Origin of the sequence: Clostridium drakei, from assembly GCF_000633595.2 — a bacterium.
Classification (GTDB): domain Bacteria; phylum Bacillota; class Clostridia; order Clostridiales; family Clostridiaceae; genus Clostridium_AM; species Clostridium_AM drakei.
Genome location: NZ_JIBU02000003.1, coordinates 19,132 through 32,671 on the forward strand (window position 1 = coordinate 19,132; position 13,540 = coordinate 32,671).

A 13,540-nucleotide genomic window follows, 5' to 3' on the forward strand; every position below is an offset into this window, starting at 1 on the left:
TTTTAGAAGGGTGAGATATTTATGTTTAAAAATTTTAGACCTACATGGGTAGAGGTTGACTTGGATAATCTTACATATAACATGAAAAGCATTAGAAAAAAATCGAAAAGCAAAGAACTGATAGGTGTCGTAAAAGCTGATGCTTATGGTCATGGTGCTTTAGAAGTAGCCCCAATACTTTTAGAAAATGGCGCTACAAGACTAGCTGTAGCTGTATTAAGTGAAGGTATTGAATTGAGGAAAAGTGGAATCTCCTGTCATATAATGATATTGGGACTTACACCAAATACACTAATGGATGATTTATTAGAATATGATATAGAACCTGCAGTAACTTCTTATGAGTATGCTAGTGAGTTATCTAAAGCGGCACAAGCTAAAGATAAAGTTGCTAAAATACATGTTGCATTAGATACTGGTATGGGTAGGATTGGATTTTTACCTAATGAAAATAGCATAGAAGAGGTATGCAAAATAAGCAGACTTCCTAATATTGAAATAGAAAGTCTATTCTCACATTTTTGCACTGCTGATGAAATGGACAAGGATTATTCTCATAAACAGTTTGAAAAGTACAATTCATTCTATGAAAAGCTGCAAGAAAAAGGTGTAAAAATGAATATGAGAGATATAGCTAATAGTGCGGCAATAATGGAATTGCCAGAAACACATTATGAAGGGACAAGACCTGGAATAATACTTTATGGATACTATCCATCAACAGAAGTTGATAAGAAAATGTTAGATATAAAACCAGTTATGACATGGAAAGCGAATATAATGCACATAAAAACTCTTGAAAAGGGTGAATATATAGGATATGGAAGAAAATTTAGAACTGAAAGAAAAAGTGTTATTGCTACATTGCCATTAGGATATGCAGATGGATATACTAGAATGCTATCTGGAAAAGCAAAAGTTATAGTTAATGGAAAGTTTGCACCAGTAGTAGGGAACATATGTATGGATCAATGTATGATAGATATTACTGAAATAGAAGATATAAAAGTAGGAGACGAAGTAATACTTATGGGAAGTGATGGGACACTTAAATTTGATGCTGATGACATGGCACCAATGTTAGGAACTATTAATTATGAATTATTGTGCATGATAAGTAAAAGGGTTCCTAGAGTTTATATTAAAGATGGAAAAATTACCAAGGTTAGAAACTATATATAGTTTCTAATAGTTTTCACAGGACAGTAAAGGAAAAATACCTTTACTGTCTGATAACAATTATAAATCCAACAAAAATTACATATATTTAAATTAAGTGTGCAGTCTCTATGAAAATTTTAATTATGCTTGTTAAAATATTCAGCAACTAATTTATTTAAATTGAATAATTGATAGCTATGCAGATAAATTTATTTTTTACAATATATTAAATATAGCTATATTTGGGCATAATACTTTATGGAGATATATATTAAATCACTTTTTATTAATTTATCGTAGTACATATTAAATTAAAATTGTATGTTTATAATACATAATAGTACAATATATTTGCAATAATAAGAGATTATTTGTAAAAAATACAAGTAGAAAAATGGGGAAAATACAGATAATTTCTTTGACACATTAATAGCTTTAGGACTATAATTTATATGTATATATTTCGCTTAAGTTAATAGGAGGTATTGATTTTTATATGTCAAATTCAAAGAGATTAGTGGTAAACCTCTCAGAAACACTTTATAATGAATTGAATAAAGTACTTCAAGAAGATTGCAAAAAAAGCAGTGAATTTATTCGAGAAGCTATCATATTATATATTAAAGAGAAAAAGAGATCAAATATATCAGCGATGGAAAAAGGTTATAAGGAGATGGCACAACTTAATCTAGAATTTGCAGAAATGGGCTTTGCAAATGACATGAAAGATTTTAAAGAATATGAAGCAAAGCTTTCGGAGAGTGATTTAGCTGATGACAACAATAGTAAAAAGAGGAGATATATTTTATGCTGATTTAAGCCCTGTAGTGGGGTCAGAACAAGGAGGAATAAGACCAGTAATCATTATTCAAAATGATGTTGGTAATAAATACAGTCCTACGGTAATAGTAGCAGCAATTACTTCCCAGATAAATAAGGCAAAACTTCCAACTCATGTGGAAATTTCATCAGAAGCCTATGGACTTAATAAAGATTCGGTAGTATTGCTTGAACAGATAAGAACTTTAGATAAAAGAAGATTGAAAGAAAAAATAGGTCATATGACAGATATAGATATGAAAAAAGTAGATGATGCACTTTTAGTAAGTGTGGGCTTGTAATAAGCTTGAAATAGGGATTTTAAATCCCTATTTTTTTGTGTATATAAAAATGGTGTTTTGTGATAAAATAATAAGTAGATTGCAATTGTTTGCTTATTAGGAGGTTGAGAGTGTGAAAAAAAATATAGAAGAACTTAAAAAAGTAGCGCAGCAGGTTAGAAAAGATATTGTAATGATGCTAACTGAATCAGGTTCAGGACATCCAGGAGGTTCTTTATCTGCAGTAGAAATTTTAACAACATTGTATTTCGATGAAATGAATGTAAGTCCTGAAAAAGGAAGAGATTTAGATAGAGATAGATTTGTTCTTTCTAAGGGTCATGCGGCACCTGTATTGTATAGTGTGCTTGCAAGAAAGGGATATTTTGATGTTGAAGAATTAAAAAAACTTAGAAAAATTGGATCAATTCTTCAAGGTCACCCTAATATGAATGAAGTACCAGGAGTAGATATGTCTACAGGATCATTAGGACAGGGAGTATCTGCAGCAGTTGGTATGGCTATAGCTGGAAAATTGGATAAAAAGGATTACAGAGTATATACATTACTTGGAGATGGAGAATTAGAAGAAGGAGAAGTTTGGGAAGCATCAATGGCAGCAGCTCAATATAAGTTAGATAATCTTACTGCTTTTGTTGATTATAATGGACTTCAGATAGATGGACCATGTAAAGATGTAATGTCAGCAGAACCTATTGCTGATAAATTTGTAGCTTTTGGATGGAATGTATTAGAAGTAGATGGACATAGTTTTGAAGAATTAATTGATGCTATAGGAAAAGCTAAAACTGTAAAAGGAAAACCAACAATGATAGTATGTAAAACTGTAAAAGGTAAAGGCGTATCCTTTATGGAAAATCAAGTAGGCTGGCATGGAAATGCTCCAAGTATGGAACAATGTGAGCAGGCTTTAAAGGAAATTGGAGGTGAAGAATAATGTCCAATAAAATAGCAACAAGAGAAGCTTATGGAAAAGCTTTAGCAAAAATAGGTCAGGAAAATGAAAATATAGTTGTACTTGATGCAGATTTATCGAAATCAACTAAAACTGCAGAATTTAAAAAAGTTTGTCCTGAAAGATTCATAAACATGGGAATTGCAGAAGGTAACATGATGGCAGTAGCAGCGGGAATGTCAACTTGTGGAAAAATACCTTTTGTAAGCAGTTTTGCTATGTTTGCTGCAGGAAGAGCTTTTGAACAGATAAGAAATTCTATATGCTACCCAAAATTAAATGTAAAAATATGTGCAACTCATGCAGGAATAACAGTTGGAGAAGATGGAGCATCTCACCAATCTGTTGAAGATATTTCATTAATGAGAAGTATACCTAATATGACAGTAATATGCCCAAGTGATGCAGTAGAAGCAGAAGCTGTAATTAAAGCTGTAAGTGAACTTAATGGACCTTGCTATGTTAGACTTGGAAGATCAGGTGTTCCAGTTATAAATGATAGACCTGATTATAAATTTGAGCTAGGAAAAGCTGTAACATTGAGAGAAGGAAAAGAAGCAACTATAATTGCTACAGGTATAATGGTAGATGCAGCATTAGAAGCATATAATACTCTTTCAGAAGAAGGAATAAAGGTTAAAATTGTAAACATACATACAATAAAACCTATAGATAAAGATGCTATAATAAATTCAGCAAGAGAAACAGGAGTTGTAATAACTGCTGAAGAGCACAGCATAATAGGTGGATTAGGTTCTGCTGTATGTGAAGTGTTAAGTGAAAATCTTCCTACCCCAGTAGTAAGAGTAGGAATAAAGGATACTTTTGGAGAAAGCGGAAAGCCTGCGGAGCTTTTAAAAGCTTATGGATTAACTTCGGATGATATAGTAAAAGCAGTTAAAAAAGGATTAAGCTTGAAATAGAATATTATGTAAATGGTGGTGTTTATTACAAATGCCGCCATTTTTAATTTAAATAAATTGAAATCTGAGGATTAGCTTGCCATATATGTATCATTTTATTAACAAAAAATTAGCATAATAGTTTTTTATTTAATGTCGTATTATGTTATAATATTTTTAGCAATGCAGAAAAGCTATGTAAACTTAATATGCATGTAAGGAGATGTTTGAATGATACAGTTTAATAATGTAAGCAAAGTTTATAATAATAATATATTTGCCTTATCTAATGTGAATGTAAATATAGAAAAAGGGGAATTCGTATTTTTAGTAGGACCAAGTGGAGCAGGAAAATCTACCTTTATAAAAATTTTGCTAAAAGAGGTTGACGTAACTAATGGAAGCATAATAGTAAATAATACAGATATAACAAATTTAAAGAGAAAATCAATACCATATTATAGAAGGAAAATAGGAGTTGTTTTTCAGGATTTTAGATTAATTCCTACATTAAATGTTTATGAAAATGTAGCATTTGCAATGAGGGTAGTAGAAGCACCTCTAAAAGATATAAGAAAAAAAGTACCAGTGGTTTTATCTCTTGTTGGACTAGCTAATAAGTATAAGGCTTTTCCACATGAGTTATCAGGTGGAGAACAACAGAGAATATCATTAGCAAGAGCTATAGTAAATAGTCCATCAATATTAATTGCTGATGAACCTACAGGAAATTTGGATCCCGAAACTTCAATGGATATTATGGAAACTTTAAATGATATAAGTCGTGCAGGAACTACTGTTGTTATGGCCACTCATGCTAAGGACATAGTAGACAGTATGAGAAAAAGGGTTATAGCCATAGAAAAAGGAGTTATAGTAAGAGACGAGAAAAGGGGTGCATACGGATATGAGGATTAGTACAATTAAGTTCTCTATAGTAGATGCTTTAAAAAGCTTAAAGAGAAACAAAACTATAAGTAGTGCAGCAGCAGCAACGGTTGCAGCAACTCTTTTCATATTGGGAGTTTTCTGGCTTACTATACAAAATGTTAATCAAGGAATACTTGAAGTAGAGTCAAGAGTAGAGGTAAAAGTTATATTGAAAGATAATATAACTATGTTACAGCAAAGAGATATAGAAAAGAAGATAAAAGATGTAGATGGAGTAGAAGATGTTAGCTATGAAACTAAAGCTCAGGCTATAGAAAAGTTTAGAAAGCAATTAGGGGAACAAAATAAAGGATTACTGGACGGATTGGATAAGGACAATCCTATGCCCAATTCATACATAATAAAGGTCCAAAAGCCAGAAGTAGTATCTAATGTTGTAAGTGCAATAAAAAGTATGCCAGGTATAGATGAAATAAAAGATGGCAGAGATATTGTAAATAAGATTATAACAATAACAAGAACTATAAAATGGGTTGGAAGTGTAATGTTTGTAATATTAATGGGAGTTTCATTATTCTTAATAGGAAATACTATAAAGCTTACAGTATATTCAAGAAGAAGAGAAATAGGTATAATGAAATATATAGGGGCTACAGATTGGTTTATAAGATGGCCATTTATAATTGAAGGTATGATAATCGGAGTTGCAGGCGGTATAGTAGCAGATATAATTTTATATTATGCTTACAGAATGGCTTATACAAAAGTTTCATCAGGGTTAGTTATGATTCAATTAGTTGAACCTCAATATGTTTTAACTAACATTCTTGGCTTATTCATATTAGTAGGTATGATTATAGGAGCAGCAGGCAGTATTTCTTCTATAAGAAAGTTTTTAGATGTCTAATAAGCATGCAGTTTAATACTGCATGCTAATTTTTTATAAATACTTGTGCAAATTTATTTTTTTTAATGTTATAATTATTTAAGATTTATATAAATAATATAGGTATATAAGCTTTAAATCAAAGAGGTGGAAAAATTGAATAAAAAAAAGTGGATATCACTAACCATAGTAGCTGTACTTGTAACGAATACAATTACTTTATTTGGAACAAAATCATATATTCAAAACAATAGTAATGTAAGTAAGTTTTATAAATTATTTCAAGTAGAGAGTGCATTGCATAAGTATTATGATGGTAATATAAATGAATCAGATTTAGTAGAAGGAGCTATTAAAGGAATGACAGATGCACTAAAAGATCCTTATACAGTATTTATGAATAAAAAAGAATTTGATGAATTTAATACTCAAACAGAGGGAAACTATAGCGGTGTAGGATTACAAGTTCAAGCTAAGGACGATAAAATTATCATAGCTGATGTATTTGAAGATTCACCAGCTAAGAAAGCAGGATTACTTCCTAAGGATGAAATAGAGAAAGTAAATAATACTGATGTAACAGGAAAAGATCTTGATAGGGCAGTTACTTTAATGAAGGGCAAAGAAGGAACAGAAGTGACTTTAACTATGAATAGAGTAGGTAAAGGCGTTTTTGATGTAAAATTAAAGAGATCAAAAATAAACTTAGTTACAGTAAAAGGAGAAATGCTAGATAAAAATATAGGTTACATACAAATTTCTATGTTTGATGAAAATACAGCTAAGAATCTCCAAAGTAAATTAAGTGAGCTTCAGGGAAAAGGAATGAAATCACTTATAATAGATTTAAGAGGAAACCCTGGTGGACTTCTAAATGAGTGTGTAGATATGGTTTCTAACTTTTTACCAAAGGATAAAGTGATTGTTTCTACCATAGATAAATATAAGAATAAAAAAGAATATAAATCAAGTGGAGGAAACTTTGTAGGATTACCTCTTACAGTACTTACAAACGGTGGATCAGCTAGTGCGTCTGAGATATTTTCGGGTGCTATAAGGGATTATAAAATTGGAACCTTGGTTGGTGAAAAAACTTTTGGAAAAGGTGTTGTTCAAACTATGCTGGATACAGGAGATGGAACTGCACTAAAGGTCACAGTTTCGAAATATTATACTCCAAATGGAGAGAACATACATCATGTTGGTATAAAGCCAGATGTACCAGTAACTTATCCAGAAGAACTTAGAAAGAAAGCCTATGATAGAAGTTTAGATCCTCAGTTTAGTAAAGCACTTGAAATAGCAAAAACTAAAGTTAAATAGTAGATATTTGTTATTTTGATTAAGAATAAATATAAAGATATAATATATTTATGGGTTTTAAGTTAGGCAGAAATTTCTGTCTAACTTCATTTATGGAGAGGGGAAAGTAGATTAATGAGTATTTTATTATATACTTTAAAATCAGTAGCTTTTGCATTAACGGAACCATACTTAGTTGCGTTTTTGATTATTTTAGCATTTGTACTTTATAGAAGAAATAAGAAGACTTCTATTATGCAGAAAATGATAATAGGAGAAAGGATAAATTCTCCTTTTGAATTAACTATATCTCAAATTGTTATAGGCATTTTTGCAGGTACTATTGCTAGTGTTATGATGTCTTATTTAGGTATTGTATTTGATGAAAATTCAGCTGTAGATTTAGTATTTTTACTATCCATAGTTTTCATGTTTTTTAATCAGAGATTTATATGCTTTTCTTATTCAGGAGCAGTTCTTGGAATTGTGAGTATAGCACTAAGTTTCCTTTCAGTTAGTCTAAAAATGCCTAATTTAGATATTTTAAAAATAGATATAGTATCTCTAATGAGTATGGTTGCAGTATTGCACTTTATAGAAGGATTTTTAATAATTTTAGATGGTGATACAGGATATATACCTGTATTTACAAATAGAAATGGCAGGATAGTAGGAGGGTTTGCGCTTCAAAGATATTGGACACTTCCAGTAGCAATGTTTTTTATTTTGCATAGTGTATCTAATCCAGGCTTATCATGGCAGATACCTACACCAAACTGGTGGCCTTTAGTAAATAATTCCATGCCTTCAAATGTATTGAAAAATGCACTAGTAGCTTTGATTCCTTTTTATGGAGTGATAGGTTATAACAGCATAACTTTTACAAGAGACAAGAAAGAGAAAACCTTAATGTCTGGGGGATTAACTATAATATACAGTTTAGCTTTATTTGCATTGGCACAATTGGCTGCTTTAAATATATTCCTAAAAATTTTAGTACTTGTATTTGCACCAGTTGCGCACGAAGGAATGATAATTTTTCAAAGGCGATTAGAGTTAAAGGGCACTCCCAAATATACAAGTGATGAAGAAGGAATTATGGTTTTAGAAGTTGCACCTAATTCTCCTGCTAATGAAATGGGAATTTCTACAGGGGATTTACTGGTAGAAATTAACAGTGAAAAAGTTGAGAATGAAGAAAAGATAAGTGAAATTATTAGAGAAACTTCAAATTTTATTTGGTTTAAAGTAAAAAAGGTTACTGGAAAATTTGAAGAGGTAAGCTATAACAAAATGAACAATTCAAAAAGATTGGGAATAGTATTTGTACCAAAAGGAGTTCCAAAGGATAGTATGGTAGTAAAGTTTGATGAAAACAAGTTTGAGGAGATATTACAAAAAATCAAAAATAAGGATAGGGATGAATAGAGAATGAAAGAATTTAAAATACATTCAAAATTTAAGCCTACAGGAGATCAACCGCAAGCTATAGACAGTGTAGTAAAAAGTATAAATAATAAAGAGAAATTTCAAACTCTTTTAGGAGTTACAGGGTCAGGTAAAACTTTTACTATGGCAAATATAATTGAACGTGTAAAAAAGCCAACTTTAGTTTTAGCTCATAATAAAACTTTGGCAGCTCAGTTATGTTCAGAATTTAGAGAATTTTTTCCGGAAAATTGTGTAGAGTATTTTGTATCTTACTATGATTATTATCAACCTGAAGCCTATGTTGCTCAAACGGATACTTATATAGAAAAAGATGCATCCATAAATGATGAGATAGATAAGCTAAGACATTCAGCTACGTCTGCTTTGTTAGAGGGAAGAGATGTAATTGTAGTAGCATCAGTATCATGCATATATGGTTTAGGAAATCCAGAAGAATATAAAAAACTTACTTTATCCTTAAGAGAAGGAATGATTAAGGATAGGGATGAAGTTCTGAAAAAGCTTGTAGAAATACAGTATGAGAGAAATGAGATAAATTTTGTAAGAGGTACATTTAGGGTAAAAGGAGATGTACTTGACATATTTCCAGCCGCATCTAGTGGAAAAGCTATAAGAATAGAATTTTTTGGTGATGAAATAGATAGAATAAAAGAATTTGATGCATTAACGGGTGAAACTATAGGAACTATGAAGCATGCATCTATATTTCCAGCATCCCATTTTGCTACTTCTAAGGAAAGGCTGGAAATAGCTATAAAAAATATAGAATCAGAATTAGAAGAAAGAGTAAGAGAGCTCACATCTCAAGATAAGCTTTTGGAGGCTCAAAGAATAAAGCAGAGAACAAACTTTGATATAGAGATGATGAGAGAAGTAGGATATTGCAGTGGTATTGAAAATTATTCAAGGATATTAGATGGAAGAGCAAAAGGAACTCCTCCGCAAACTCTTATAGATTACTTTCCTGAAGATTATTTACTTTTTATAGATGAAAGTCATGTTACTATGCCTCAAGTAAAAGCTATGTACGCTGGAGATAGGTCCAGAAAAGAATCTTTGGTTGATTATGGATTCAGATTACCTTCAGCATTTGATAATAGACCACTTACATTTAATGAATTTGAAGGTAAGTTAAATCAAGTAGTTTTTGTAAGTGCAACCCCTGCAAATTATGAATTAGAACATTCTACAAATGTGGCAGAACAAATAATAAGGCCTACAGGACTATTGGACCCTGAAATCGAAGTTAAACCTATTAAAGGTCAGATAGACGATTTGTATAAAAATATAGTAGAAACTATAAAAAGAGGATATAGAATTCTTGTAACAACTCTTACGAAAAAAATGGCAGAGGATTTATCAGATTACTTTAAAGAAATGAATATCAAGGCAAATTACTTACATTCCGGTATAGATACTATACAGAGAATGGAAATAATAAGAGATTTGAGAAAAGGTGAATTTGATGTATTAATTGGAATAAATCTTTTAAGGGAAGGTCTTGATATACCTGAGGTTGCTTTAGTAGCTATACTTGATGCTGATAAAGAAGGATTTTTAAGGTCTGAACGTTCTTTGATTCAAACTATAGGAAGAGCTGCAAGAAACTCAGAAAGTAAAGTTATTATGTATGCAGATAGAATAACCGATTCTATGGGAAAAGCAATATCGGAGACTAATAGAAGAAGAAAAATACAAATGGAGTATAATGAGAAACATAATATAATACCTAAAACCATTGATAAAGAAATTAGAGAAGTAATTGAAGCTACTAAGGTTTTAGAAGAAAAAGCACAGTATGGTAGTTTAGAAGAAGCTATGGAAGCTAATAATGAAAATATAGATTTATTAATTTCAAAATATGAAAAAGAAATGAAACAAGCAGCAAAAGAGCTTCAGTTTGAATTAGCAGCAGATTTAAGAGATAAAATATTAAAATTAAAAAAACAAAAAAAGAAAAACTAGCGACGGATAGAAACAAAGCTTGTTGAGATATATTGTACTATGAGAAAATGAGGAGTGTAAACAAAAGTAATGAAGGATAAAATAGTAATAAAAGGTGCAAAAGTTCATAATTTAAAGAATGTAGATTTAGAAATTCCAAGAGATAAGTTAATTGTATTTACAGGATTATCTGGTTCAGGAAAATCATCTTTAGCATTTGATACTTTGTATGCAGAAGGACAAAGACGATATGTTGAATCGTTATCTGCTTATGCAAGACAATTTTTAGGCCAGATGAACAAACCAGATGTGGAATATATAGAAGGGTTATCTCCAGCAATATCCATAGATCAAAAGACAACAAGTAGAAATCCACGTTCCACTGTGGGAACTGTTACTGAAATATATGATTATTTAAGGCTTTTATATGCAAAGATAGGAATACCTCATTGCCCTAAGTGTGGAAAAGAAATAAAGCAGCAAACAGTAGATCAAATGGTAGATAGAATAATGTCCATGGAGGAGAGAACAAAAATTCAAGTATTGGCACCTGTAATAAAGGGAAGAAAAGGTGAGCATGTAAAAGTATTAGAAAACATAAGGAAAAATGGGTATGTAAGAGCAAGAATAGATGGAAATATTGTAGAATTAGAAGAAGAAGATATTAAACTTCAGAAAAATATAAAACATACTATTGAAGTAATAATAGATAGATTAATTATTAAAGAGGATATAAGAAGTAGATTAGCTGATTCAATTGAAACTGCATTAAAATTATCAGAAGGTGTTGTTATTATAAATGTTATTGGAGAAAAAGATATTTTATTCAGTGAGAAATTTGCTTGTGTAGATTGTGGTATAAGCATAGGAGAAATAGCACCTAGGACATTTTCTTTTAATTCACCTTTTGGAAAATGTGAATGTTGTGATGGTCTGGGTACACTTATGGAAATAGATGAAGATTTAGTAATACCTGACAAGAGTAAAAGTATTGCAGATGGAGCCATAGAAACTATGGGTAGCGGAAGTTTAAAGGAAGATTCTTGGACATTTAGTATACTAAAGGCACTTGCTAAAGAATACAAATTTTCATTGAATACACCAGTAGAAAAATTAGATCCAGAAATAATAAATATTATATTTTATGGTACAAAAGGAAGAAAGATAAAAGGAAAATATAGAAGTGAAAATGGGTTAATGGAATTTGACCATGCTTTTGAAGGTTTTATTAATAATCTAAAAAGAAGGTATTTAGAAACTAATTCTGATTATATAAAAAGTCAAATTGAAGCATATATGAGTGATGCTCTTTGTTCTAAATGTGGTGGAACTAGACTTAAAAGTGAAGCTTTAGCTGTTACTGTTGGGGAAAAGAATATAGCTCAGTTTTGTGAAATGTCAGTAAAAGATGAATTAAAGTTTTTAGATGAAATTAAGCTATCTGAAAAAAATAAAATAATTAGTGAGCAAATATTAAAAGAAATAAAGGGAAGACTAAAGTTTTTAATAGATGTGGGACTTGATTACTTAAATTTGGCAAGAATGGCTGGAACTTTATCAGGAGGAGAATCTCAAAGAATAAGGCTTGCAACTCAAGTTGGATCAGGTTTAGTTGGAGTATTGTATATTCTTGATGAACCAAGTATAGGATTGCATCAAAGAGATAATGATAGATTAATTGGTACTCTAAAACATCTAAGGGATTTAGGTAATACATTAGTAGTAGTAGAACATGATGAAGATACAATGAAGGAAGCAGATTTTATTGTGGATATAGGTCCAGGAGCAGGAGAACATGGGGGAGAAATAATAGAGGCAGGAACTATTGATAAAATAATTAATAATGAAAAGTCTATAACTGGCCAGTATTTAAGTGGAAAAAAGAAAATACTTGTTCCTGAAAGCAGGCGGCTTGGTAATGAAAAATGTATAATAGTAAAAGGTGCTAGACAAAATAATTTAAAAAATATAGATGTAAAATTTCCATTAGGAATTTTTACTTGTGTTACAGGAGTTTCAGGATCAGGAAAAAGCACACTAGTTAATGAAATACTATATAAAGGACTTCATAAAAAAATAAATAACTCTAAAAATAATCCTGGAATTCATAAGGATATAAGTGGAGTAGAAAATATAGATAAAATTATAAATATAGATCAGAGTCCTATAGGAAGGACGCCAAGATCTAATCCAGCTACATATACTGGAGTATTTGACATTATAAGAGAGGTTTTTGCTAGTACTTCAGAATCTAAAATGCGTGGTTATAAACCAGGTAGGTTTAGTTTTAATGTTAAAGGAGGAAGATGTGAAGCCTGCAGCGGTGATGGAATAATAAAGATAGAAATGCAGTTTTTATCTGATGTTTATGTACCATGTGATGTTTGTAAAGGAAAGAGGTATAATAGAGAAACTTTACAAGTAAAATATAAAGGGAAAAACATTGATGATATTTTAAATATGACAGTAGAAGAAGCATTACAGTTCTTTGAAAATATACCTAGAATAAAAAACAAACTACAAACCCTCATGGATGTAGGACTTGGATATGTAAGATTGGGTCAACCATCTACTCAGTTATCAGGAGGAGAGGCTCAAAGAATAAAACTAGCATATGAGTTATCTAAAAGAAGTACTGGAAAAACATTATACATTTTAGATGAGCCAACTACTGGACTGCATATAGATGATGTAAGTAAACTAATAAGTATACTTCAGAGAATTGTGGATACAGGAAATACAGTGATTGTTATAGAACACAACTTAGATGTTATAAAATGTGCAGATTATATTATAGATCTTGGCCCAGAAGGTGGAGAAAAGGGTGGAGAAGTTATTTTTACTGGAAAACCAGAACAAATAGTAGAAAACCAAAGGTCTTATACAGGACAATATTTGAAAAAGATGTTATAATTTAATAAGACTA

At 30.8% G+C, this 13,540-nt stretch carries 11 protein-coding genes; all 11 read left to right on the top strand.

Features of this window, described 5'->3' with window-relative positions:
• Positions 1-21: 21 nt before the first annotated feature.
• The 11 genes from alr (at position 22) to uvrA (ending at position 13,527) form a co-directional block, all read left to right on the top strand.
• Positions 22-1,182 carry an alanine racemase gene (gene alr / locus EG57_RS0201175; protein WP_032075493.1) on the top strand — a complete coding sequence of 387 codons (1,161 nt, stop codon included), beginning with the start codon at positions 22-24 and terminating at the stop codon, positions 1,180-1,182.
• Positions 1,183-1,657: 475 nt separating this feature from the next.
• Positions 1,658-1,975 (top strand): CopG family ribbon-helix-helix protein, encoded by a 318-nt coding sequence (locus EG57_RS0201180; RefSeq protein WP_007059240.1) that lies wholly within the window; start codon positions 1,658-1,660, stop codon positions 1,973-1,975.
• Positions 1,935-2,282, top strand: a complete 348-nt coding sequence (locus EG57_RS0201185) for a type II toxin-antitoxin system PemK/MazF family toxin (protein ID WP_007059241.1) — start codon at positions 1,935-1,937, stop codon at positions 2,280-2,282. Before EG57_RS0201180 ends, EG57_RS0201185 begins: the two co-directional genes overlap by 41 nt.
• A gap of 112 nt (positions 2,283-2,394) precedes the next feature.
• On the top strand, positions 2,395-3,219 hold the full coding sequence (locus EG57_RS0201190; RefSeq protein WP_032075494.1) for a transketolase: 825 nt from the start codon (positions 2,395-2,397) through the stop codon (positions 3,217-3,219).
• Entirely contained in the window at positions 3,219-4,160 is a 942-nt protein-coding gene (locus EG57_RS0201195) for a transketolase family protein (RefSeq protein ID WP_032075495.1), read from the top strand. The genes EG57_RS0201190 and EG57_RS0201195 overlap by 1 nt, the downstream gene beginning before the upstream one ends.
• A gap of 210 nt (positions 4,161-4,370) precedes the next feature.
• A complete protein-coding gene (gene ftsE / locus EG57_RS0201200) occupies positions 4,371-5,057 on the top strand; it encodes a cell division ATP-binding protein FtsE (protein WP_032075496.1) in 687 nt (228 codons plus the stop codon).
• Complete coding sequence (gene ftsX, locus EG57_RS0201205; RefSeq protein ID WP_032075497.1) at positions 5,047-5,937, top strand: permease-like cell division protein FtsX; 891 nt, start codon at positions 5,047-5,049, stop codon at positions 5,935-5,937. The genes ftsE and ftsX overlap by 11 nt, the downstream gene beginning before the upstream one ends.
• A 135-nt stretch (positions 5,938-6,072) precedes the next feature.
• Positions 6,073-7,239, top strand: coding sequence for a S41 family peptidase (locus EG57_RS0201210; RefSeq protein ID WP_032075498.1), 1,167 nt, complete (start codon positions 6,073-6,075; stop codon positions 7,237-7,239).
• A 114-nt stretch (positions 7,240-7,353) separates the two neighbouring features.
• A complete protein-coding gene (locus tag EG57_RS0201215) occupies positions 7,354-8,646 on the top strand; it encodes a PDZ domain-containing protein (RefSeq protein ID WP_032075499.1) in 1,293 nt (430 codons plus the stop codon).
• 3 nt (positions 8,647-8,649) lie between these two features.
• Positions 8,650-10,635: an excinuclease ABC subunit UvrB gene (uvrB, locus tag EG57_RS0201220; protein ID WP_032075500.1), complete on the top strand. Its 1,986-nt coding sequence runs from the start codon at positions 8,650-8,652 to the stop codon at positions 10,633-10,635.
• A gap of 69 nt (positions 10,636-10,704) precedes the next feature.
• On the top strand, positions 10,705-13,527 hold the full coding sequence (gene uvrA / locus EG57_RS0201225; RefSeq protein ID WP_032075501.1) for an excinuclease ABC subunit UvrA: 2,823 nt from the start codon (positions 10,705-10,707) through the stop codon (positions 13,525-13,527).
• Positions 13,528-13,540 lie beyond the last annotated feature (13 nt).